Below are 23,480 nucleotides of genomic sequence, written 5' to 3'. Positions count from 1 at the left end.
CCTTTTGGTTACTTTTGGGCTCTTTCAAAAGTGACCCGCCGTAAGGGCGGAACCCATATCAGCCGTTACCGCAGCAACGGATATGTACTCAAAAAACAGCCTCTAAGCCTTAGCCTGCTGCTCCAGATGCACCTGCAACCCCGGATCAATCCGCAACTGCCCCGCCAACTCATCCAGATAACCCCGCTCCCCTGCCTGCTCAACATTCACCAGCATCACACTGGCCAAATAAACCTCCGAAGCCACCGCCGGATCTTTCGCATATTCAGCAAAATCCGCAGCATTCAGCGGCTTGGCCACCTCGGCATCGAGCCATTGCTGCAATTGCGGGTCATCAGTATGGCGCCCAATCTCGGCTGAGATCATCTCCTGCTCCTGCTCATCAATCTCGCCATCCGCCTTAGCCGCCGCAATCAGCGCACGCAACAGCGCATGGCTATGAGCCTCAGCCTGCGGCCCATCAAGCTGGTCAACCGTTTGGATCGCTTGCTGCGGCGCAGACGCCTGCTGACGCTGCCACGCCTGATACGCCTGAAACGCCGCCATTCCCAACGAAGCCAGCGCCGCGTAATTCATCCCGCCTGAGCGCGTCGGCGTCGAACCACTGGCGGGCGCACCGCCCAACAACCCACCCAGGCCACCCAATAACCCACCCAAACCGCCGCCAGCCGAGGCATTCCCGGTACTGGTGCCTTTCAGTAAACCGCCCAGCAGCCCACCCAGGCCACCGCCCGAGGCGCCGCCGCCTTGCTGCCCGCGCAGCAATTGTTCCAATAGATCGCTGGTGTTCATGCTCTCACCCTCCCGGGGCGCAGTAATGGCGTTCAACAACCATAGCCCGCCCAGGCTGGAACACCATGACCGCCGGGCGGGCACGCCTTATGATGGCGCCACTACGCCGCTAAGAGAGAACCCACGTGAACCGCATCGAGCACATCGCGTTGATGGCCCACTACAACCAGTGGATGAACCGCAAAGTCTACGAAGCCGCCGGCACGCTGACGGACGCAGAGCTGAGCGCGGACCGACAGGCGTTTTTCGGCTCGATTCTCGGCACCCTCAATCACCTGGCGCTGGGCGACACCGTCTGGCTCAAGCGCTTTGCCCAGCACCCGGCAAACTTTGCGGCCCTGGCCTCCTTAAGTGCGATTGCCACACCCAGCGACCTCAAGCAGTTGGCCTTTGCCGATATCCGCGAGCTGGCAAACCATCGCGCCTGGCTGGACCAACTCATCCTCGAGTGGGCCCACAGCCTGCGCGAAACCGACCTGGATCAGCGCCTGAGTTACCACAACATGCGCGGCGTGGCGAACAGCAAACCGTTCTTCGGCTTGCTGGTGCATTTTTTCAACCACCAGACCCACCACCGGGGCCAGGCAACCACGTTGCTGACCCAGGCGGGCGTGGACGTGGGCGACACCGACCTGCTGGCACTGGTCGACTGAACTCAGCGCTGCGCGTAGGCCTGCATCAAGCGCGGGAATTCTTGCAGCTCAGGCAATTGCGCAAAGCTTTCGACCGCGGGGGTCGTGGCCCAAGGCAGCTTTTCGCTGGTCCAGGTTTCCATGAAAGGCACGTAATCACTGGCGTTATCCAGCAAGGTCGCACGCACATTGACGAACTCATCGATGCCATGCGGGCGGGTAAACAGCCAGCTCATGCAATGCGGGCAGCAATAGTGGCGGTCCACACCGTGCAAGCCGCCAATCACCGGGCAGCCCTGAGTCACGGTAAAGCCGCTGGCGGGAAACAGCGCGCTGAGGGAGAACGCACTGGAGGTCATTTTCTGGCAGCCGCTGCAATGGCACGCCATGGTAATCACCGGTGGCAAGCTCACACTGAAACGCACCCGATTGCAGCGGCAGCTGCCTTCCAGCGGCAGTTTTTCGACGCTCATCATTCACTCCTTTTTATGATTGTTGGCGGCACAGATTAGCCTGAACACCCTTAAGCGCAAAACCGAACGCTGCGCTGCGTCTGGGGTCGTAACTTCAGGTGTCGGGATTTTCCGCAGCCCGCCCTCCTCGCGCACATCAGCGTATTACCGATGCGCGCACCCCATAAGAAGGAGACGCTTACATGGTCACTCACTTCAAGGTCGCCGGGCATTTAGCCTGCGGCCACCACGGCAGCAACCTCACGTCCAGCACTGAGCTGAACCGAGTCAAATGCCGTACCTGCCGCAATACCGATGCCTACAAGGAAGCGCGCCGCACCCAACGCAACGCCGCCCGCCGCTCCGCACGCAAAGCCAAAACCCACACCGCCAGCGATTGGCGCAGCGCGTGGACACAACGCCTCACCGACCTGCCCGGCTTGCAGCGTTTGCCACGCGGTTTCAGCGGGCAGCCATTTGTCTGAGTCATTCAGGCCCGTGTCAGTTGTTGACTGGAACGTTTCGCGAGGTGTCCAACACCTCGCTTCAGCCCCAGCTTTCCTGTGTAGATCACTGATCTGACAAGCTTTTTCAGCTTTGGATTAAAGCGATAAACAGCGTTTTCGACCTTGCATCCAAACGCTCGGGTCTATATATTCCCAACCCTGCTGCACCGCGCTACCGCCCGAATGGCGAAACTGGTAGACGCATGGGACTTAAAATCCCCCGCTCGTAAGGGCGTGCCGGTTCGATTCCGGCTTCGGGCACCATAGATATCAAGGGCTTGCATGATGAATTTCATGCAGGCCCTTATCTTTTGTGCTCCGCAATTTAATACACTGCACCGCAATTCCACTCCACCGGCGTCCTGCCGACCGAACACCAACCCAAAATCCGCTACAGCTCGTCGCCTCAAATCGCATCATGCCTAAACCTCGATTACTGTACGAACATACAGCAATCGGATTACCTCGCCATGCACCCTATCGACGAAGACACCTCTGCGTGGCTTGGATGCCCTACGCCCCTGGAAATGTACCGCCAGCACGGCAGACTTTTGGAGAACGAGATCCAGGAGCTGAACCTGCAACTGCGCAAAGCGCGGGCTGACGTTTTCGGCATCAGCCAAATGCTGCTAGAGACCCAGGCGAAGAGCGCAGAGTTTGCCGGGTAGCCGCAAACGCACCACCTCTTCTGTGGAGATTAGAGAATTTCGCACTCCTGTTAGTTAGTCAAGGCAGTATAGGTCGCGTCGCACACAGTACCAGTCGTGCCAATTTGATCGACAGCCCGGGATAGGGGATCGCGGAACTTTATAGAAGCTCATAAGAAGTAGCGTCATCCTTAAATTTAGCGCGAAAGACAGAAGCGTCCCACGGCGCACGACCTCATTAAAGTGCAAAGCGAAACTTCCTCACTCTCCCAAACAAGAAACAAATTGCAACAAAGACCTCTTGAAATATTCTAAACACCAAGAAACCAATATTCACTAACCGAAAACGAGAGGCCTTGCCTTTTATAGCTGGATGGAAACCCAGTTCAATAAAACCCCACCTAGTGGTAACGTATGTTTTCGCATTGCTCAGTATAAGAAAAAACATGAGCAAATTTGTTGGTTTAATAAAGGATTGACGAATGACTATCGAGCGAGAGATTTTCTCGGCCCTTATCGCGAAGAACGCATTTCAAGGTGAAAAGCCGAGCGTACAAAGCTACGCCAAGCTAGCCGTAGACAAGGGTTTTAGAGCGCTTTCGTCAAAGCAGCAGGCGGTGGTAAGCCCCTTCCTGAAAAAACGATGCGAGGGGGTGAAAGAACCAAATGAAAAACATAACAACTGCCAAAACAGTATAGGCGGTCGTGATTTTATTACAGCGCTTGAGAAATCCGAAAATTATAAGGGATGGCGCTGCGAGAGCTGCCGAAGCGCACCTTAAAAACAATAAAAAAACACAAAAAGAGTAGCAATCTAAAAACCTGTAAAAACAAAAAAACACTACAGTTCTCGCTACTCCTGAATGTTACTGCAGCAGGCCACCATGGCCTGCTCGCAGGTCTTTCTTTTCTTTAAGCCCTGATCAGCCCACCATCAAATCGCCGTTCACTCGTCACACACCTGAGTGCTTCGGAAAAATATTGCACGATGCAGCCAAACCCTTCTGCGTATCTAATTTTTTCAGGGAGAAAAGAGCGCCCATATATCAGATAGCACTACTGGTTGTTTTCGGTATCACCACACTCTGGTTGGGCTACCAATTGGATAAGAAGAACCGTCAAAAAGAGTTGGCCGCAAAAAGGCAAAGCGAAACCCGGGCCTCCTAGGGTCGCTGGCAGACATCCCTGATATACGTCTGCGCCGCCCTCAAGGCTGCTTGGTCGGCGATGAGGTCTCTCCGTAAATCGAAAACAGCTTGTCCAGTTTCTCGACTGATTTCGACGGTTCCTGCATCACCCGGGCTGGCGGTGCTGGTGGAACTGGACACGTTGCCGCTATCGGCACGACTGAGCCGCCTTCATCGCGGTGAGCGCAGAACCCTCGGCATCATTTTTCACGATGCCAAATGAATTGTGGCGAGCGCCTCAACGAGCAACCGTGACTGCCTTGATCCATTGCACCGCGTCTTCAACCGACTGGCCGGCGCCGCCGGGTGAGACGTTGTGCCCCAACTCGGGATAGAGCCGATATTCAAATGCCTTGCCCTTGGCATTCATCGCGTCCAACCGCTCGATGGCCATGAACGCCGGAGTTTGCAGGTCTTTGCCGCCCAACAACCACAGCCCCGGGGTCGACACCTTGGCCAACGCAGCGCGCGGGTCAGTGTCGACAAACGGGTAACGGTCGGGGTCTTGCGCGATATGTTGACGCACATCCGCTTGGCTGTGAGTGCGCCAGAAGTCCGCCTTGCCCTGGGTCAGAAACTGAAACCGCAATTGCTCCCGTGTGGTGAGGACAGGCCCGCTGAACAGCACCATGAAATTGACGCTGCGATTGTGTTCTGCGGCGATGGGAATGACCCAGCCGGCCTGGCTGAAACCCACCAGCCCGATGGGCACCGCAGCCTGTGCTGACAGGGCCGTAACCGCTGCATTTGCATCACCCGCCAGGGCCACCAGGTTGGACGCATCGAGGTTGTTGGTACCCACCTCGGGGCCGACGTATACACCAGCGGATTGCCCGACGCCGCGCTTGTCGTAGGTCAGCACGGCAATGCCACGCCCGGCCAGCAGCGTTGCGAAACGAACCATGCGCGGTTCCTGACCGGAGCCGTGCACAAGTACCACGCCCACCTGCGGATGCTCGGGCAGGAAGACGGTGCCGGCCAGTGCAACACCGGCGCTTTGGAAGGTAATGTCCTGGGTGGCAAAACTTACAGGCTCCGCCAGGGTCAGCCGAGGCAGCAGCACGAGCAGGCCCAGCCAAAAAACCAAGTGTCGAAACATGATTCAATTCCAGGGAGGGTACGTCCGAGTACCGAAAGCGCCACTGTGCCTGCGCCCCGTTGCTATCTCATGACGGGGCACGCTAAACAGCCTATAACTGCACGAGTGAAACAATCACCTCATCGGAGCATCAACATGAACCCGACTACCACCGCGTTGGTTTTGATTGAATTTCAGAACGACTTCACCACCCCGGGCGGGGTGTTTCACGACGCCGTCAAAGACGTCATGCACACCACCAACATGTTGGCCAATACCGCCACCACGGTTGAGCAGGCACGCAAGCTCGGCGTGAAAATCATCCATATGCCGATCCAGTTTGCCGACGGCTACCCCGAACTGACCACCCGCACCTACGGAATTCTCAAAGGTGTGGCAGACGCCAATGCCTTTCGCGCCGGCAGTTGGGGCGCCGAGATCACCGAGGCGCTGACACGCGAGGCCGCCGACATCCTGGTCGAGGGCAAGCGCGGCCTGGATGCGTTCGCCACCACCGGCCTGGACCTGGTGCTGCGTAACAATGGCATCAAGAACCTGGTGGTCGCGGGTTTCCTGACTAACTGCTGTGTCGAAGGCACAGTGCGGTCCGGTTATGAGAAAGGCTACGACGTGGTGACCTTGACCGATTGCACCGCAACGTTCAGCGATGAGCAACAGCACGCCGCCGAAAACTTTACGCTGCCGATGTTTTCGCAAACGCTGAAACACGACCAGTTTCTGCAGGCGTTGGATACCCAATAAGCAAAAGGGCGACGCCTAGCAGAGTCGCCCCTTTTTACACCTCGTTCAGCGTCGCTTCGCAACACTTTCCTCCAGTGCCGTCGGGCCCAAGCCTGCGCCCTTAAAGCATCGGCGAATGGCTGACCACCCGCAGCGCCAGGCCTTCATACGCATCCAGGGTGATGGTGAACTCCCCCTCAGCGGTAAGATCGCCCTCCACCCGTTCATTAATGATGTCGACCACCGGCCCCGGCGCGATATTGGGCAGGTGCAGGGCTTCAGTGATCGGCGTAGCGCCAAAGTTAAGCGCGGTGATCTGCGTGCCCTTCCCGGCCGGCAATTCGTGAACCATGATCAGCAAGCCCGGGTGTTCAACCTCCGGCACCAGAATCTGGCGGCTGGCGGCGATCCCGTAGGCACTGCGCACCGCGAGAATTTTTTGCAACTGCGAGGCAAACGACTCCGGGTCCTGCAATTGACTGTTGAGGCTGCCGTACAAGGTTTTCGAGCGCGGCATCTGCCCCGCCGAGAGCTCGGCATCCGGATTCAAGTCCACCAGGTCGTAGGCGCCGCGATGAACCCAGCGGGTATCGCCATCGCCCATCAAATGCGCCACCTCATCGGCCGCCAATGGCAACGCGCCGACCAAGTCCCAGCCCGACAACGCAAACACGCCCGGCTGCATGGCGTTGTACATCACCAACAGTAAATGGATCTGGCGGATCTGCTGGATATCGGCCGGCGTAATTGCTTCAAGGTCACGAATACCCAGGGCTGCCGTGATGATGCTGGCGGTGGTGCAGGACACGCCGTTGGTGACGAACTTGAGGTTATACGGCGCATGCTCGCCCGCCAGGCGCTCATACATCTGCTCGCGGATATGCTCGCGCAGGATGTTGCCGGGGAACGTCTGGCCTTGGTAGAGGTAGCTGTCGTGGGCGTGCAAGGTCCAGAAGTGCACCAGTTCCAGGGTCAGTTCGTCGTGGTTCTGCAACGCATGGATCAGCGAGCCTGGGTCGATGCCCTGGCTGTGCATTTCGCGCAGCATCAGGCGCAGGAACTCGGTATCGCCCATCAGCAACGCATGCTGGTACGCCGGGCGCGTAATGAAGTCATAAGAAAGGTCGGCGCCGCCGTGGGACATGGCGGCGATGTCGTCGACGGTAAGGTTCAACTCTTGAAAGCTGAACCCACCGGCCTTGCGAATCGCGCCGCCGAGCAGTTGGTTGCCGGTGATCGACAGCGGATGGCTTTCCGACCAGGCACCGCCCTCCAGCTTGCGCTCCACGCCGAGGAAGCCGTTGGCGTCCAGGCGCAGGATCTTGGCGCCCATCACGTCAATCGCGTGCAAGGCGTCGCCGATGATCATCTGCTGCGCCGCGAACGAAGGGTCCAGCCAGTTCAGCGACGGCTGGCCTTCCTTGAAATAGTGCAGGTACACCCAGCGCCGCGGCTTGCCATCCACACCGATGACCACCGGCGTCGCGCTCCAGTCGGTTTCCTTCACGCCGGGCTCGAAAAAGATCACCCGCTGCAACTGGCCGACGATGTAATGCTTGTCACGCAGCGCATCCACCTGCAATGGGCTGAGGTTCTGCGCATCACGGCCTTCGGCGACGTCGGGCAGCATCGGCCAGTCTTCCTCGCGGATTTCCACCATGTGGTAGAGGCCGGGATAGTCCTCGTACGCCATCTCGGCCAGGCGAAAATCCGCGCCCTTGCCGGTGTGCGACGGGATCACATCGTCGATGATCACCGCATTGTGCGCGGCCGCCATGCGCGTCAGCGCCTGCAACTGCGCCTCGGTGCCGAGCTGCGGGTCAATTTCAAAACTGATGCGGTCGAAATTGCCGTCGATGGTCGGCGTATGCCGCGTACCGGACAGCCCGCCGGACTTCTTCAATGGGCCGTTGTGAATGCCCTGGATGCCGATTTTCGACAGCGCGTGCCACAGGCTTTCATCCCCCAGCGCCTCCAATACCGTGCCGTTTTCACGGGTCACGATCGAGGCTGGGTAGGCGGTAAACCACACCGAAGACAAGGCGGTAGCATCGCGCGGCCGGGTATGCGCATACGGCTGTTGCCACAAGCGCCCTTGCCCCGAATACAGCTTGGCCCGCTGGCGCGCCGCGTGCAGCATCGATTGCTCAACCAGCCAGTTCACATGATCGTTGTCCGCCGCCGTCATAAGCCTATTACCTGTGTGCGTGAAAAGGTTACTCGTAAGCATAGGAGCGACGACGGGAGTGATTCGTTGCATTGCAATGCCGGCAACTACGCCAACTGCCGATACTGCCTCGGCGTAAACCCGGTCAATGCCTTGAACTGGCGGGTAAACGCGCTGTGGTCGGTGTAGCCGCATTGCAGCGCCACTTCGGTGATCGGCAGGTCGGTGTGCAGCAACCGATGCGCATGTTCCAGGCGCACTTTCTGGATCATCTGCCGGGGTGTGAGGTGGAACACGCGCTTGCAGTAGCGCTCCAGTTGCGCCACGGAAATTCCGGCGATGCGCGTCAGTTCGCCAAGGGTGACGCGCCGGTTGAAATGCGTGCGGATGTACTCGTCCACGGCGGCCAGGCGCTGGTACGCCGGGTGGGTTTCGCTGGCCGATTGCAGGTCGACCGAGATACCCGCCAGGCCAATAATCTGGCCTGCAGCGCTGTACAGCGGCCATTTGTGCGTCAGGCACCAGCCGGGTTCGCGGGTGCCGTACAGGTGCAATTCAAGCTGGTCTTCCAGCACAAACCCCTGCTCCAGCACGCGCCGATCCTGTTCGGTGTAACCCGGCCCCAGTTGCGCTGGGAACACTTCGGCGCTGGTCTTGCCCAGCAGCGGTTGCAGCTGCTTGAGGCCGCAGCGTTGCACCAAGGTGTGGTTGGCGAGTAGGTAGCGGGCGTCGATGTCCTTGATGAAGATCGCGGCGTTGGGGATCACGTCGAGCATCGGCAACAGCTGTGCCACCCCGGCCAGGAGCTGTTCAATGTTGTGGGGGCGATTGGCCTGAAAAAGGCTCGCAAATGCGCTCGGCAACATGGCCTGGACTCCCGGTTTTTTTGAGCAGATTGCCGCATGCCGGCATGGCTGTCGAGCCTGGTGAACTGTGCCGAATTCGTCATCCACACACGCGCAAAACATCAATCACCACGCCATTGATGGGTTCAGGATAGCGCCACCGCATGCCTATCCAATAACTCACAAGAAGGCGCCGCCATGTCTGCTCAAGGCAAGTTCAAGAAACAACTTTCACTGATGGACCTCACCTTTATCGGGCTGGGCGCCATCTTCGGTTCGGGCTGGCTGTTTGCGGCCAGCCACGTCTCCGCCATCGCCGGGCCCGCCGGGATTATTTCCTGGCTGATCGGTGGTTTCGCCGTGCTGCTGTTGGGCATTGTGTACTGCGAACTCGGCGCCGCCCTGCCCCGCGCCGGTGGTGTGGTGCGTTACCCGGTGTATTCCCACGGCCCGTTGCTGGGCTACCTGATGGGCTTTATCACGTTGATCGCGTTTTCAAGCTTAGTGGCGATTGAAGTGGTCGCCTCGCGCCAATACGCCGCGGCCTGGTTTCCCGAGCTGACCAAAGTCGGCTCCAGTGACCCGACCACCCTCGGTTGGCTGGTGCAGTTCGCCCTGCTGTGCCTGTTCTTTGTCCTCAACTACCGCAGCGTGAAGACCTTCGCCATCGCCAATAACCTGGTGAGCGTGTTCAAGTTCATCGTGCCGCTGCTGGTGATTGGCGTGCTGTTCACCTTCTTCAAACCAGCGAACTTTCAGGTGCAGGGTTTTGCCCCGTTCGGGCTGTCGGGCATCGAGATGGCGGTGTCGGCCGGCGGGGTGATTTTTGCGTACTTGGGCCTCACGCCGATCATCTCGGTAGCCAGTGAAGTGAAGAACCCGCAACGCACGATTCCGATTGCATTGATCCTCTCGGTGCTGCTGTCGACGGCGATCTATGTGCTGCTGCAAACCGCATTCCTCGGCGGCGTACCCACCGAGATGCTCGCCAACGGTTGGGCCGGGATCAGCAAGGAACTCGCACTGCCTTACCGCGACATCGCCCTGGCGCTGGGCGTGGGCTGGCTGGCCTATCTGGTGGTGGCCGACGCGGTGATCTCGCCCAGCGGCTGCGGCAATATCTACATGAACGCCACCCCGCGCGTGGTGTATGGCTGGGCGCAGACCGGCACGTTCTTCAAGATCTTCACGCGTATTGACGAAAAGTCCGGCATCCCGCGCCCAGCGCTGTGGCTGACCTTTGGCTTGTCGGTGTTCTGGACCCTGCCGTTTCCATCCTGGGAAGCGCTGATCAACGTGGTGTCGGCCGCGTTGATCTTGAGCTACGCCGTGGCCCCGGTGACCGTCGCCGCGCTGCGCCGCAATGCACCGGGCATGGCGCGGCCGTTCCGGGTCAAGGGCATGGCGGTGCTCGGCCCACTGTCGTTCATCATCGCCGCGCTGATCGTGTACTGGTCCGGCTGGAGCACGGTCTCGTGGCTGCTCGGCCTGCAAATCCTGATGTTTGCGGTGTACCTGCTGTGCGCGCGCTGGGTGCCGACTGCGCACCTGAACATCAAGCAGCAAGTGCGTTCGGCGGCGTGGCTGATCGGCTTCTACGCGGTGACCATCCTGCTCTCCAAGCTCGGCAGCTTTGGCGGCATCGGCGTACTCAGCCACCCGTATGACACGGTTGTCGTCGCCGTCTGCGCCTTGGGCATCTATTACTGGGGCGCCGCCACCGGCGTGCCTGCGCACCTGGTGCGCCTGGAACACGAAGACGACGAAAGCGAAGCCGTCAGCGAACTCCAGCACAACACACGCTTGTCCCCGGCCACCCATTGAATGGAGTGTTTTATGAAACGGTTGCACGTTATCGACTCCCACACCGGCGGCGAACCTACGCGCTTAGTGCTGGACGGTTTCCCCACGCTGGCCGGCAGCAGCATCGCTGAGCAACTGGACAACCTGCGCAGCGAGCACGACCGGTGGCGCCGCGCCTGCCTGTTGGAGCCGCGTGGCAATGATGTATTGGTCGGCGCGTTGTATTGCGAGCCAGTCACACCGGGCGCCACCTGCGGGGTGATCTTCTTCAACAACGCCGGCTACCTCGGGATGTGCGGCCACGGCACTATCGGGCTGGTCGCCTCGCTGCACCACTTGGGCCGCATCCAGCCGGGCGTTCACAGCATCGACACGCCAGTGGGCCCGGTAGCCGCCACCTTGCACGAAGATGGCGCCGTGACCCTGCGCAACGTGCCCGCCTACCGCCATCGCCAACAGGTCGCGGTGCAGGTGCCTGGCTACGGCGTGGTCTACGGCGACATTGCCTGGGGCGGCAACTGGTTTTTCCTGGTGTCGCAGCATGGGCAAACGCTGGAGATGGCTAACGTCGATGCCCTCACCGATTACACCTGGGCGATGCTCAAGGCCCTGGAAGAGCAAGGCATTCACGGTGCCGATGGCGCGCTGATCGACCATATCGAACTGTTCGCCGGTGACGCCCACGCCGATAGCCGCAACTTCGTGATGTGCCCCGGCAAGGCCTACGACCGCTCGCCGTGCGGCACCGGCACCAGCGCCAAGCTCGCGTGCCTGGCCGCTGACGGCAAACTCGCGCCCGGCGCCACCTGGGTACAAGCCAGCATCACCGGCAGCCAATTCGAAGGCCGTTATGAATGGGACGGCGAACGCGTACGCCCCTTCATCACCGGCCGCGCCTACATGACCGCCGACAGCACCTTGCTGATCGATGAGCAGGACCCTTTCGCCTGGGGCATCTGAGCCCAGGCCTTATTTAACTGAACGCTGGAGTTAGAACAATGAGCGACAACATCTTCACCGGTTGCATCCCCGCGCTGATGACCCCGTGCACGCCACAGCGCACGCCGGACTTCGACGCCCTGGTCGCCAAGGGCCGCGAGCTGATCGATATCGGCATGAGCGCCGTGGTGTACTGCGGCTCCATGGGTGACTGGCCGTTGCTCACCGAAGCTGAGCGCCAGGAAGGCGTGGCACGCCTGGTGGCCGCCGGTGTGCCGACCATCGTCGGCACTGGCGCGGTGAACAGCCGTGAGGCCGTGGCCCACGCAGCACATGCGGCCAAAGTCGGTGCCCATGGCCTGATGGTGATCCCGCGCGTGCTGTCACGTGGCGCTTCGGCCACCGCACAAAAGGCGCACTTCTCGGCCATCCTCAAGGCTGCGCCGAACCTGCCGGCGGTGATCTACAACAGCCCGTACTACGGCTTCGCCACCCGCGCCGAGCTGTTTTTCGAACTGCGCCGCGAGCACCCGAACCTCATCGGCTTCAAGGAATTCGGCGGCGCTGCCGACCTGCGTTACGCGGCGGAAAACATCACCTCCCAGGACGATAACGTGACCCTGATGGTCGGCGTTGATACTCAAGTGGTCCATGGTTTCGTCAACTGTAACGCCACTGGCGCGATCACCGGCATCGGCAACGCCCTGCCCCGCGAAGTGCTGCAACTGGTGGCCCTGAGCAAACAAGCCGCCAAAGGCGACGCCAAGGCACGGCGCCTGGCCCGTGAGTTGGAAGCCGCGCTGGGCGTGCTGTCGTCCTTCGACGAAGGCTGCGACCTGGTGCTGTACTACAAGCATTTGATGGTGCTCAACGGTGACCAGGGTTACGCCCTGCACTTCAACGACACCGACGTGCTCAGCGATGCGCAGCGCCGTTACGCCGAACACCAGTACGCGCTGTTCCGCCAGTGGTACGCCAACTGGTCGGCTGAACAGAACCGCGCCTGACCCGTGCGCGCCGCTGTGGTTCTCGCAGCGGCCAACCCTTTTTTCCAGGATGACCCCCATGACTCTGACGGGCAAGATGCTGATCGGTCAGCAAGCAATTTCCGGTGATCGCCAAGGGTTTCGAGCGATCAATCCCGCCACCGATACCCCCTTGGAACCGGCCTATGCCGGCGGCAGTGGCGAGCATGTCGAACAGGCCTGCGCGCTGGCGTGGGCCGCGTTCGACACGTACCGCGAAACCTCGCTGACGGCGCGCGCCGCCTTTCTCGAAGCCATTGCCGACAACATTGAAGCCCTCGGTGATGCGTTGATCGACCGCGCCGTGGCCGAAACCGGCCTGCCACGCGCGCGCATTCAAGGTGAACGCGGGCGTACCTGCGGGCAACTGCGGACCTTTGCCCGCACCGTGCGCGCCGGTGAATGGCTGGATGTGCGGGTGGACACCGCGCAGCCTGAGCGCCAGCCGCTGCCGCGTGCGGACCTGCGTCAACGCCACCTGCCACTGGGGCCGGTGGCCGTGTTTGGCGCGAGTAATTTCCCGCTGGCGTTCTCGGTGGCGGGCGGCGATACCGCGTCGGCACTCGCGGCCGGCTGCCCGGTGATCGTCAAGGCCCATGGCGCCCATCCGGGCACCAGTGAGCTGGTGGGCCGTGCGCTGGCCAAGGCGGTTGAAGACTGCGGTTTGCCGCAAGGCGTGTTTTCGCTGTTGTATGGCTCAGGTACCGACGTGGGCATTGCGCTGGTCACCGACCCACGGATCAAGGCCGTCGGCTTTACCGGTTCGCGCAGCGGTGGCCTCGCGCTGACACACGCAGCGCAGGCGCGGCCGGAGCCGATTGCGGTGTATGCCGAGATGAGCTCGATCAACCCGGTGTATCTGTTTCCCGGCGCATTGCAGGCACGCGCCGAAGGCTTGGCGCAGGGCTTTGTCGCATCGTTGACCCAGGGCGCCGGGCAGTTCTGTACCAACCCAGGTTTGGTGATTGCCATCGAGGGCAGCGCACTGCAGCGATTCATCGCCACCGCCAGTGAGCTGCTGCGCGGTTGCGCGGCGCAGACCATGTTGACGCCGGGCATTTTCAACGCTTACGAAACCGGCGTGGCTGCGCTGACCGAACACGCCCACGTCGCCGCCAAAGGTCAGGCGGCTGAGGGCCCGAACCAGGGCCAGGCGCATTTATTCGTCACCCAGGCCAGTGCGTTTTTGAGCAATGAGCACCTGCAAGCCGAAGTCTTCGGCGCCGCATCGCTGGTGGTGGTGTGCGCCAGCGACGCAGAAGTGCGCCAGGTCTCGGAACACTTGGAAGGCCAACTGACAGCCACGCTGCACGTGGATGAAGCGGACCTGGCGCGTGCGAAAACCTTGCTCCCGGTGCTTGAGCGCAAGGCGGGCCGCCTGCTGGTCAACGGCTGGCCGACCGGCGTGGAGGTCTGTGACGCCATGGTCCACGGCGGCCCCTTCCCTGCCACTTCAGACTCACGCAGCACCTCGGTCGGCACGGCGGCGATCCTGCGGTTCTTGCGCCCGGTGTGCTACCAGGATTTCCCCGACGACTTGCTCCCCGGCGCCCTGCAACACGCCAACCCCTGGCTGTTGCGGCGCTTGCTCGACGGCCAGAGAGAGGCCTAGGCCATGCGCGACTCCAACACTGGCGATATCGCGGTCATCGGCGCCGGTATTATCGGCGTGGCCTGTGCACTGCAATTGGCGCGTCAAGGCCGGCGCGTGGTGGTCATCGACCCGCAAGCGCCCGGCATGGGCGCCTCCTACGGCAATGCCGGGCACCTGGCGACCGAGCAGGTGTTTCCCATCGCCGATGTGTCGATCTTAAAGCGCCTGCCCGCGATGCTGATGGACCCCATGGGCCCGCTGCGCCTGGACTGGAAATACCTGCCCCGCGCCCTGCCCTGGTTTGTGCGCCTGCTGTTGAACCTGCGCCCGGCAAACTACCGGCGCACGGTGGCGGGCATTCGTGCGTTGAATGAAGCCAGCCTGGGCGCCTGGCAACGCCTGCTGCAATCGATTGAGCGCCCGCACCTGTTGCGCGAAGACGGTTCGTTGCTGGTGTTTGAACGTGCTGAATCGCGCGCAGCGGTGGATGCGTTGCAACAGCGCATGCAGCAACAAAATGTACCGGTTGAGTTCTGGTCGAGTACTGCGGTGCACACGGCCGCGCCGCAGTTAAGCGAAGCGATCCAAGGCGGCTTGTTCTTCCCCGCTACCGGGCATTTTCTGGACCCTTATCACGTGGTCTGCGAACTGGTGGAGGCCGCCAAGGCCGAAGGTGTGCAGTTCCTCAAACAGCGCGTGCTGGGTGGGCGCCTGGAACCAGAGGGCGTGTCGTTATTAACCGACCAGGGCAGCGTTACGGCGCGCCAGGTGCTGATCGCCTGCGGTGCGCACTCGGCCAGCCTGACCGCCGCACTCACCGGTAAAAAGATCCCGCTGGACACCGAACGCGGCTATCACTTGATGCTGCCCCAGGAACACAACCGCCTGCCATTCGCCGTCACCTCGTTCGAACGCAAGTTCATCATGACGCCCATGGCCGGCGGCCTGCGCCTGGCCGGCACCGTCGAGTTCGCCGGGCTCACGCGCCCGGCGAACATGCAACGCGCCTGGCAACTGCACCGTCTGAGCCAGGGTTTGTTTCGCCAGGACCTGAGCACGCAGGGCGCTACACCGTGGATGGGCTTTCGGCCGTCCTTGCCCGACTCGCTGCCGATCATTGATCAGGTGTGTGACGCCAAGGTGCTGCTGGCGTTTGGGCACCAACATCTGGGGTTGACACAGGCGGCGGTGACCGCAGAGATGGTGGTGCAGTTGGCTACTGCGAAGCCTGCGTTTTCAGGCCTGCCGGCACTTGCACCGTTTCGGTTGGATCGATTCTGAGAAAACTCGCCGCGTGCGGGTTTTCAATCGGCCACTTGGGATGCACTGAACAACGCATCGGCCGCCTCTTGAATCTCCTCACGCATCCATAGCGTCTGCAACCACCCCGCCGGAATACCTTGCACGCCATAGTAGGCGCCCGCCAACTGCCCGACGATGGCGGCGGTGGTATCAGCATCATCACCCAGGTTCGCGGCGGCGAGCACGGCCTCAGCAAAGCTGTCGATGTGATGAAAACACCAAAACGCGGCCTCTAAAGAGGCGACGGCATACCCGGAACCGACAATGTCATCACGGGACTTGTTGCGGTACTCACCCGCGGCGATAGCCTGCACTTTAGGGGCCGTCAACGCTGGGTCGCGGACGTGCAGCACTTGATCTTTTGAAACACCGTTCAAGGCATTGCTGATGGCCTGCGCCAGCACCAGGCAACACTCGATTGCTTCTTGAGCGCCATGGGTCGTGCGTGAACTTTCGATAGTGTATGTACGCACCTTTTGCGGGTCGGCAAAGAAGAACAACACCACCGGCGCAAGGCGCATCATCGAACCATTGCCGGCCGAACGCGGGTGTGTAGAACCCGCAAAAGGGTTGCCGTCTTGCTGGTACGCCGCCAATGCCTCACGTACGGTCATGCCGATATCAAAGCAGTCGCCGGTAGCACTCAAGTAGCCCCACTGCCACCAATTCAAGTACCGGCCCATCTGATCCTTCGCGTCAAAACCGCCCTTGCGCAGCAGGCTTTCGGCAAGGCACAGGGCCATTGAAGTATCGTCCGTCCATTGGCCGGGCTTGAGGTTGAACGGCCCGCCGCCGACCATGTCGGTAACGGCGGCAAACGTGCCACGCGGCATGAATTCAACCGTGGTGCCGACCGCGTCACCGCAGGCTAACCCAAGCAGGCTGCCACGGTAACGATCAATGAGTGTGAGGGGCATCCGTCTTCCTTTAGAGCTGATCCAGTCGCAGGGTTATCCTACTCGACCAGCCGCCTTTTGAGGGAACTCGGCACCGCACGCTCAAAATCAGATAAATCCTGCGTTGCGTGTAGGAACTTAATCACACGCGGCTTTTTCTTGGCAGGTGCACAGGGCGTACAAGGGCTTAGCGCGATGGCATTGTGCCAATGCGCACTTGGCTAAGTGGCTTGTGGCGCGTTCAGAGGGCTTGAATAAACATCAGGTGACGATTGCGTCAGCCACAACCTAAAAAGCAGCTGATAAAACCAACGCAAACCTTTGCGTGCGAGACCGATGTCTTGAAAAGAAACTCTTCATCCGCTTCATCCAACGCTTGGTGCTGGGTCGGCAAGCTGGCACCGCCGTTGACATTGCTGACTTCCTTGCCGCGCCAGGCGTTACTGGACTCTTTTCGCGAGCGCACAAGCGGCCCTCTGGTGCTGGTGGTTGCTCCCGCCGGTTTCGGAAAGACGACGCTGTTGATGCAGTGGCGACGCGCCTTGCTGTCGACCACGCTACCCTCGACCATCGCATGGCTGTCAGTGGATGAGGCCGACGGCGACCCCCATCGTTTCCTGTCCTACCTGATCCTGACGCTGGACCACGCCGGCCTTGATCTGGGGCACCTGACCCGTCTGGCACACGCGCAATCACTGGATGTGCAACCGCAGCGCACGATCACGGCCCTGCTGCATGCACTGGCGCGTACTAACCGTAAGGTGACGCTGTTCCTTGACGACTATCACTGCGCGGCAAACCCCCAACTCGACCCCATCGTCCAGGCCTTGCTGGAACAGGCTTCGCCTTGGCTGGAATGGGTTGTAGCGGCGCGCCAGCGGCCTGGCTGGCCCCTGGCGCGCTGGAAAGCCAATGGCTGGGTGCACGAAGTATCCGCCCAGGCGTTGACATTCACAGCGGCCGAAACCACGGCGGTGCTCGGCGCAGATATACCCACCGCTGAACTTCTGGACTTGCATGAGAGAACCGAAGGCTGGGCGGTGGCGGTGCAACTGGCGAGGTTGTGGCGTGACAGTGGCGATGCCTCACTGCATGGCCTGAATGCATTTTCCGGGCGTGTCACCGACATGGCGGAGTACCTGACGGGGCAAGTCGTGCAGCGCCTGTCACCTGAATGCCAGGCTTTTTTGCGTGATATGGCACTGCTGGAGCGTTTCAACGCCGAGCTGGCCGACGCCGTCCGTGGCCGTAATGACAGCGCGCAGCGGATGGCGCAGTTAACGCATCTGGACGCCCTGCTTGTTCCCTTGGATGCCGGCCGCCAATGGTTTCGTCACCACCGGCTGCTGCGCGACTTTCTCAACCAGAGCATTGAGACCGACGCCGCTCATAACCTTTATAACGCCGCAGCTCACTGGCTGGCGGCACAAAGGGACTGGGTCCAGGCCATCCGCTATGCACTGCGTGCCCGTGATACCCGGCTGGCAGTTGACCTGCTCGTGCGGGCCGGCGGTTGGGAGGTGGTCATGCACAACGGCATCCGTTACGCCGAAAGCCTGCTGCAGCAATTCGATGAAAAGGCGCTGAGTACTGAACCGGACCTGATGCTGCTCCAGGCGTACTTGCACGCCAAACTCGGCGAACATGCCCTCGCCAAGCAATTGCTCGATTTGATCCGAGAGCAAGTGCAGGCAGATCAGCGCCTGGCGCGGGACTATCATGTGGTGCGCACGCTCGCCGACGCCTATGTCGATCGCTTTGAACTGGCGCCGTGGGAAAGTGACTGCGCCGACAATATGCTCGCCACGGGCACGCAGGAATGCGCTCAGGCCTTGAAAGCACTGAAACAAGGCCAACTGCCCCTGTCCCTGCAAGTGATTCGCTCGGCGCACATCAAGATGCGGGTGGCCGCCAACCCACGGGGTGAAAATTACTGTCGGATCCATGAGGCGCAAATCCTCGCGTTGACAGGCGATATTCGCGTCTCAGCACAGATGGTCGACACCGCCGTGGCCGTGGCCGACAGTCAATTCGGCAGCGAGAGTTCAGTCAGGGCGGTGGCCGGTTGCCTCAAGGCCCAGCACCTGTACTGGCAAGGCGCCTGGGCCGAGGCAACCCCGTGGTTGCGCGATGGTTGGGCTTCGCTCAAACACACCGACGCTTGGTTGGATATCACCGCCGTCACCGCCGAGCTGGCATGGCGCACTTCGTTGCGCACGCTTGGCTTGCAGCCAGCGTTGCTGGAGCTCACGCAAGTAGCCGAACTCGCCACTGCGCGCAACTGGCAGCGGCTGGAACGGCTGGTCAACGCGTGGCGAGTCGACCTGCTGGTGCAACGCAAGCGCGTCAGGAAGCGCTGGCCAATGACCTGGAAAGCGCCGCAAAGAACCCCGATGACTGGCGTAACCATGAGGCCGCGACGTTGGCACTGGCCAGGTTACAGTTCGCGACCGGAGCGTCGGCTGACGCGCTCAACCACCTGCAACGCGGCGCCAGGCTCTTGCACGAACGCGGCTTGCAGTTACCCGCCTGGCGCCTGCAACTGCTGGCCCTGGCCGCCCACGGCAAAGGCCATCCACCCGAGCAGAACGCAATCTTGGCATCGATCCCGGCCCAGGCGTTGCCCGGGCTGCTGCTGGAAGCCGGTCCGTGTCTTTTGAGCGCGCTGGAAGCCTGCGCCAGCACCACCCACAGCCAACAAACCATCATCACGCGCTTGCGCGGATGGCGCGCCCACCCTGTGCGCTCACGCCTGTCGTTCAGCGCCAAGGAGACGCAGATCCTCACGTTGCTTGCCGAAGGTCAATCGAACAAAGCCATCGCCCTGGCGATGGATATTTCTGAAAACACCGTGAAATTCCACCTCAAGCACGTGTTTACCAAGCTGTGTGTCGACAGCCGCACCGCCGCAATGGCCGCCGCATTGCGCTTGGGCCTGCTCGACGCGCCCCATTGACCCACCAACCTACCCATGCGGGTAGTCGAAATGCCGCAATCGTCGTCACCTACCCGCCCTACTCGTAGCCTGCGCCGAGTAGCGCGCCCTAGCATCCCCCAACACCAGCGAGAGGCTCTCGCCTGGCTCCCATGACAACGTAAGTACAGCAGGAGATGCCCTGTGGGTATGGAAGGCAAAACAGTGCGCGTGGCCACCGACGTCGGCGGGACTTTTACCGACCTTGTGTATTTCGAACACGACCCGACCACCGGCGAACAGACGATTCGCACGGCCAAAGTCGACACCACCCCACCCAACTTCGCCCAGGGCGTACTCAATGTCATCCGCAAGGCGGACGTGGATCTGGCTGACGTCGACTTCCTGGCCCATGGCACCACCGTGGTCATCAATGCCCTGACCGAACGCCGGGGCGTCAAGACAGGGTTGATCACCACCCAAGGCTTTCGCGATGTGCTGGAAATCGCCCGCGCCAACCGCCCGGATTACTTCAACCTCAAGTGGGTCAAGCCGGCGCCCTTCGTGCCGCGCTATCTGCGTCGCGAAATAACCGGGCGCCTGCACACCAACGGTCAGGAGCGCCAGCCCCTGGACCTTACGCAAGTGGCGCCGATCATCGAAGCCTTTCGCGCCGACAACGTGCAGGCCATTGCGATCTGCTTGATACACGCCTACGCCAACCCGGCCCATGAGCAAGCTGTGCTGAATGAAATACGCAGGCTCTGGCCGCAGGTGTCGGTGGTTGCGTCCCATCAGATCACCCGAGAATGGCGTGAGTACGAGCGCTCCAGCACAACGGTGCTGTCCGCCTATGTCCAGCCCATCGCCGCACGGTATCTCGACGACCTGGCCAGCGGTTTGCGCGACGGTGGCTACAAGGCGCCGTTGTACATCATGCAATCGAACTGCGGCGTCGACAGTGTGGAGCATGCGCGGGAAACACCGATCACCATGGTCGAATCCGGCCCAGCCAGCGGTTTTTGGGCGGCTGCCGAACTGGGACGGCTGATTGATGAGCCAAACGTACTGGGCCTGGACATTGGTGGCACCACCGCCAAATGTGCACTGATTCGCAACGGCCAGGTATCGATCAAGACCGACTACTGGATTGAGCGCAACCGAATCAATGCGGGCTACCCGATCATGGTGCCCGTGGTCGACCTGGTGGAAATCGGCAACGGCGGGGGCTCCATCGCCTGGGTTGATGACTTTGACAAACTGCATGTCGGCCCACATTCCGCCGGCGCGGTGCCGGGCCCCGCCGCCTATGGCAATGGCGGCACGCTGATCACCACTACCGACGCCAACCTGATGCTGGGGCGCATCAACCCGGATTACTTTTGCGGCGGCGACGTGGTAGCCGACCTGCCGGCCGTTGTACGCGGGCTGAACACCCTGGGGCAGCGCCTGCAACTGCCGGCCGATGAGGTGGCGCGCGGCGTGGTGCGTTTGGCCAACGACAATATGGTCAACGCGTTGAAGCTGGTGTCGCTGAGCCGTGGGCATGACCCACGCGAGCTGACCTTGATGGCCTTTGGCGGAGGTGGCGCCATGCATGCTGTTGCGCTCGCCCAGGAGCTGGGTGTGCAAAAGGTCATCGTCCCGCGCAGCGCCTCAGTGTTCTCTGCCTGGGGCATGACCCTCTCGGACTTGCGACGCGACCTGTTTATCAACCGTTTTGTACAGACCCGCCACCTCGTTGAACTGGAGCAGACCCAGCAGTTTTTGCAAGAACTGACGGGGGCCGCCCGCGAACAGTTCGTCGCGCAAGGCATCACGCCGGCGCACGTCGAGGTCCAGGTGCATTGCAAGCTGCGCTACCAGAACCAGGAGCATTCAGTTGAAGTGCTGCTCGGGCCGAACGAGCGCATCGACGCAGACTGGGCAGTGATCGAACAGCGCTTTCACAGCCTCTACAAGCAGCATTACACCTACAGCCTGCAAGCACCCGTGGAAATCATCGGTTTTCATCTGGTGGCGATTGCTCAGATCGGCAAGTTGACGCCCCAGGCGTTGCCGATTACCGGCCGTTTGGTGAGCGAGGCCTGCAAGGGGTGGCGCCGCGTCGACTACGCCCAGGAAGGCATTCATGAGGCGAGTCTCTACGACTACGCCTTGCTCGAACCGCTGATGACGTTTAACGGGCCGGCCATAGTCGAGGACGCCGGCACCACCGTGGTGGTGCACCCCGGCAACCGCGTACAGGTGGACCGCCTGGGCAACCTGCACATCATGATCAACGGCTGACGGAGTATCGCCATGAGCAAGCTCGATATCTTTACCCGCGACATCATCCAGAACTCACTCCAGGCCATCGCCGACGAGATGTTCACTGCCATGCGCACGGCCGCCATGAGCCCGGTGATTTACGAAGTGTTGGACATGGGCACGGGCATCACCGACGCCCACGGCGAGATCGCCAGTTCCGGCGCGGGTATACCCGCCTTTGTCGGTGTGCTGGACAAAGCCGTGAAGAAAATCCGCCAGCACCATCCGTTGCCGCATGACATTGAAGACGGCGATATTTTTATCAGCAACGACCCGCATGATGGTGCGGTAACGCACCTCAACGATGTGGTTTTGGCCATGCCGGTGTTTGCCGACGGCCATCTGGTGGCCTGGACCGCCAACATCGCGCACTGGAACGATGTGGGAGGTCGCGTACCCGGTTCGTTGTCGACGGATGCCACGGATATCTTTCAGGAAGGCCTGCGCCTGTCCTCGGTGAAGCTGTTCAGCAAGGGTGAGCCGATCCGTTCGGTACTGCAGATTTTGCGCGCAAACACCCGTATGCCGGACTTTATGGAAGGCGATCTTTGGGCGGGCGTTGCCGCTGTCCGGGGTGGCGCAACGCGCTTGCGCGAACTCACAGAAAAATACGGTACGGCGCTGTTTTTGCTGGCGATGAGCGACTTCATGGACCTGGGCGAGAGAGTCTCGCTCAAGGCGCTGGCGGCGTTGCCTGAAGGGCAACTGAACCTTGAGGAGCTGCAAGATGATGGCAGCCTGTTCAAGGTGCGCATTGATATCCGCAACACCGAACTGGTGATCGACCTGCGGGACAACCCCGACCAGTGCCTGGGGCCGACCAACCTCAGCCGCGACGGCGCGGTAGTCGCGGCGCAAATGGCGTTCAAGGCCTTGACGGCGCCGCAAGGCGTGACCAATGGCGGCACGTTCCGCCCCTTGCGGGTGCTGACGCGCCCAGGCTCGTTGTTCGATGCGCTGCCGCCCGCCGCCGAAGGGTTTTACTTCGAGAACCTGATTCGGGTGCATGACCTGATCCTGTGCTGCCTGGCCCAGCAGTTTCCGGAGCGTTTACCCGCCGGCAACTTCGCGTCGGTGTGCGCCACCATCATTGGCGGCGCACACCCGGAAACCGGCCGCCTGTTCACCCTGGTAGAACCGGAAATCGGCGGCTGGGGCGCCGAACCCGGGCGCGACGGCAACAACGCGGTTTACTCCGGATTGCATGGCGAAACCTACAACTGCCCCGTTGAGGTCTGTGAGGCCCGTTATGGGCTGTATGTAGAGCGTCTGGCACTGAATGACGAGCCCGGCGGGCACGGCCAGTTCAGAGGTGGGCGCGGGGTGTGCATTGACTACCGAATTCGCGCTGACGGCAGCTTCATGACCTGCGGCTACACCCGTTCGGTCATCCCGCCCTGGGGCCTGGCGCAAGGGGGTGAAGGCACGCCCAACTATGTCGAAGTCATTCGCGTGAACGGCCAACAGGAACACTACAGCATGGCTAGCGGCATCGCCCTGAATGCCGGTGATCTGGTCCGGGTGCGCACCGGCGCTGGCGGCGGCTATGGCCCGGCCAGCCGGCGCGAGCCACACGCCGTTCGCGCAGACCTGAAGAATGGCTACATCGATGCAGCCACCGCCCAATCGGTCTACGGCTTGACACTTTAG

Annotated in this window: 21 protein-coding genes, 1 tRNA gene and 1 pseudogene; 15 read left to right on the top strand and 8 right to left on the bottom strand. The window is 61.2% G+C overall.

Annotated features, from left to right (window positions below; genetic code table 11):
- Nucleotides 1-102 precede the first annotated feature (102 nt).
- Nucleotides 103-792: a tellurite resistance TerB family protein gene (locus ACI77I_RS24430; protein WP_094953886.1), complete on the bottom strand. Its 690-nt coding sequence runs from the start codon at nucleotides 790-792 to the stop codon at nucleotides 103-105.
- 125 nt (nucleotides 793-917) lie between these two features.
- Here ACI77I_RS24430 and ACI77I_RS24425 point away from each other — a divergent pair, with 125 nt between their 5' ends.
- Nucleotides 918-1,445, top strand: a complete 528-nt coding sequence (locus ACI77I_RS24425; RefSeq protein ID WP_263273038.1) for a DinB family protein — start codon at nucleotides 918-920, stop codon at nucleotides 1,443-1,445.
- Nucleotides 1,446-1,447: 2 nt separating this feature from the next.
- Here the strand turns inward: ACI77I_RS24425 and ACI77I_RS24420 are convergent, their stop codons facing one another.
- A complete protein-coding gene (locus ACI77I_RS24420; RefSeq protein ID WP_242149631.1) occupies nucleotides 1,448-1,897 on the bottom strand; it encodes a GFA family protein in 450 nt (149 codons plus the stop codon).
- Nucleotides 1,898-2,079: 182 nt separating this feature from the next.
- On the opposite strand from ACI77I_RS24420, the gene ACI77I_RS24415 reads away from it, so the two are divergent.
- The 4 genes and pseudogenes from ACI77I_RS24415 (at nucleotide 2,080) to ACI77I_RS24400 (ending at nucleotide 3,811) form a co-directional block, all read left to right on the top strand.
- Nucleotides 2,080-2,361, top strand: a complete 282-nt coding sequence (locus ACI77I_RS24415) for a hypothetical protein (RefSeq protein WP_094953889.1) — start codon at nucleotides 2,080-2,082, stop codon at nucleotides 2,359-2,361.
- A gap of 198 nt (nucleotides 2,362-2,559) precedes the next feature.
- A tRNA-Leu gene (locus tag ACI77I_RS24410) sits at nucleotides 2,560-2,646 on the top strand.
- Nucleotides 2,647-2,852: 206 nt separating this feature from the next.
- Nucleotides 2,853-3,047 (top strand): annotated as a pseudogene (locus ACI77I_RS24405) (hypothetical protein); the annotation flags it as partial.
- A gap of 464 nt (nucleotides 3,048-3,511) precedes the next feature.
- Nucleotides 3,512-3,811, top strand: a complete 300-nt coding sequence (locus ACI77I_RS24400; protein WP_406998692.1) for a hypothetical protein — start codon at nucleotides 3,512-3,514, stop codon at nucleotides 3,809-3,811.
- Nucleotides 3,812-4,192: 381 nt separating this feature from the next.
- Here ACI77I_RS24400 and ACI77I_RS24395 read toward each other — a convergent pair whose 3' ends face one another.
- Complete coding sequence (locus ACI77I_RS24395) at nucleotides 4,193-4,357, bottom strand: lysis system i-spanin subunit Rz (RefSeq protein ID WP_406998690.1); 165 nt, start codon at nucleotides 4,355-4,357, stop codon at nucleotides 4,193-4,195.
- Nucleotides 4,358-4,454: 97 nt separating this feature from the next.
- Nucleotides 4,455-5,315: an alpha/beta hydrolase family protein gene (locus tag ACI77I_RS24390; RefSeq protein ID WP_406998688.1), complete on the bottom strand. Its 861-nt coding sequence runs from the start codon at nucleotides 5,313-5,315 to the stop codon at nucleotides 4,455-4,457.
- Between the two features lie 135 nt (nucleotides 5,316-5,450).
- On the opposite strand from ACI77I_RS24390, the gene ACI77I_RS24385 reads away from it, so the two are divergent.
- Nucleotides 5,451-6,056 carry a cysteine hydrolase gene (locus ACI77I_RS24385; RefSeq protein ID WP_263273058.1) on the top strand — a complete coding sequence of 202 codons (606 nt, stop codon included), beginning with the start codon at nucleotides 5,451-5,453 and terminating at the stop codon, nucleotides 6,054-6,056.
- Between the two features lie 100 nt (nucleotides 6,057-6,156).
- Here ACI77I_RS24385 and treS read toward each other — a convergent pair whose 3' ends face one another.
- Both treS and ACI77I_RS24375 read right to left on the bottom strand, forming a co-directional pair.
- Nucleotides 6,157-8,223: a maltose alpha-D-glucosyltransferase gene (treS, locus tag ACI77I_RS24380; RefSeq protein ID WP_406998686.1), complete on the bottom strand. Its 2,067-nt coding sequence runs from the start codon at nucleotides 8,221-8,223 to the stop codon at nucleotides 6,157-6,159.
- A gap of 86 nt (nucleotides 8,224-8,309) precedes the next feature.
- Nucleotides 8,310-9,068, bottom strand: coding sequence for a helix-turn-helix domain-containing protein (locus ACI77I_RS24375; RefSeq protein ID WP_406998684.1), 759 nt, complete (start codon nucleotides 9,066-9,068; stop codon nucleotides 8,310-8,312).
- Nucleotides 9,069-9,245: 177 nt separating this feature from the next.
- Between ACI77I_RS24375 and ACI77I_RS24370 the strand changes: the two genes are divergently transcribed.
- The 5 genes from ACI77I_RS24370 to ACI77I_RS24350 are packed head-to-tail and all read left to right on the top strand — an operon-like array spanning nucleotide 9,246 to nucleotide 15,689.
- Complete coding sequence (locus tag ACI77I_RS24370; RefSeq protein WP_406998682.1) at nucleotides 9,246-10,871, top strand: APC family permease; 1,626 nt, start codon at nucleotides 9,246-9,248, stop codon at nucleotides 10,869-10,871.
- 12 nt (nucleotides 10,872-10,883) lie between these two features.
- Nucleotides 10,884-11,810: a 4-hydroxyproline epimerase gene (locus ACI77I_RS24365; protein WP_406998680.1), complete on the top strand. Its 927-nt coding sequence runs from the start codon at nucleotides 10,884-10,886 to the stop codon at nucleotides 11,808-11,810.
- Between the two features lie 38 nt (nucleotides 11,811-11,848).
- On the top strand, nucleotides 11,849-12,796 hold the full coding sequence (locus tag ACI77I_RS24360; RefSeq protein WP_406998678.1) for a dihydrodipicolinate synthase family protein: 948 nt from the start codon (nucleotides 11,849-11,851) through the stop codon (nucleotides 12,794-12,796).
- A 58-nt stretch (nucleotides 12,797-12,854) separates the two neighbouring features.
- Nucleotides 12,855-14,426 carry an aldehyde dehydrogenase (NADP(+)) gene (locus ACI77I_RS24355; RefSeq protein WP_406998676.1) on the top strand — a complete coding sequence of 524 codons (1,572 nt, stop codon included), beginning with the start codon at nucleotides 12,855-12,857 and terminating at the stop codon, nucleotides 14,424-14,426.
- 3 nt (nucleotides 14,427-14,429) lie between these two features.
- Nucleotides 14,430-15,689, top strand: coding sequence for an NAD(P)/FAD-dependent oxidoreductase (locus ACI77I_RS24350; protein ID WP_406998674.1), 1,260 nt, complete (start codon nucleotides 14,430-14,432; stop codon nucleotides 15,687-15,689).
- 23 nt (nucleotides 15,690-15,712) lie between these two features.
- Here ACI77I_RS24350 and ACI77I_RS24345 read toward each other — a convergent pair whose 3' ends face one another.
- Nucleotides 15,713-16,627: an ADP-ribosylglycohydrolase family protein gene (locus tag ACI77I_RS24345; RefSeq protein WP_406998672.1), complete on the bottom strand. Its 915-nt coding sequence runs from the start codon at nucleotides 16,625-16,627 to the stop codon at nucleotides 15,713-15,715.
- A 256-nt stretch (nucleotides 16,628-16,883) separates the two neighbouring features.
- Nucleotides 16,884-17,162 carry a hypothetical protein gene (locus tag ACI77I_RS24340; RefSeq protein ID WP_263273071.1) on the bottom strand — a complete coding sequence of 93 codons (279 nt, stop codon included), beginning with the start codon at nucleotides 17,160-17,162 and terminating at the stop codon, nucleotides 16,884-16,886.
- On the opposite strand from ACI77I_RS24340, the gene ACI77I_RS24335 reads away from it, so the two are divergent.
- From ACI77I_RS24335 to ACI77I_RS24320, 4 genes are all read left to right on the top strand, one after another.
- Entirely contained in the window at nucleotides 17,131-19,266 is a 2,136-nt protein-coding gene (locus ACI77I_RS24335) for a LuxR family transcriptional regulator (protein WP_406998670.1), read from the top strand. The two genes, ACI77I_RS24340 and ACI77I_RS24335, sit on opposite strands and share 32 nt — an antisense overlap.
- The gene (locus ACI77I_RS24330) at nucleotides 19,203-19,562 is read left to right on the top strand and encodes a LuxR C-terminal-related transcriptional regulator (RefSeq protein WP_406998668.1); all 360 of its coding nucleotides are present in this window, start codon (nucleotides 19,203-19,205) and stop codon (nucleotides 19,560-19,562) included. The genes ACI77I_RS24335 and ACI77I_RS24330 overlap by 64 nt, the downstream gene beginning before the upstream one ends.
- 168 nt (nucleotides 19,563-19,730) lie before the next feature.
- Nucleotides 19,731-21,809, top strand: coding sequence for a hydantoinase/oxoprolinase family protein (locus tag ACI77I_RS24325; RefSeq protein ID WP_406998666.1), 2,079 nt, complete (start codon nucleotides 19,731-19,733; stop codon nucleotides 21,807-21,809).
- A gap of 12 nt (nucleotides 21,810-21,821) precedes the next feature.
- Complete coding sequence (locus tag ACI77I_RS24320) at nucleotides 21,822-23,480, top strand: hydantoinase B/oxoprolinase family protein (RefSeq protein ID WP_242149686.1); 1,659 nt, start codon at nucleotides 21,822-21,824, stop codon at nucleotides 23,478-23,480.

The sequence above is a fragment of the Pseudomonas sp. D47 genome (assembly GCF_045447305.1).
In the GTDB taxonomy this organism is placed as follows: domain Bacteria; phylum Pseudomonadota; class Gammaproteobacteria; order Pseudomonadales; family Pseudomonadaceae; genus Aquipseudomonas.
This window is presented reverse-complemented; position numbering and strand designations above follow the sequence as displayed.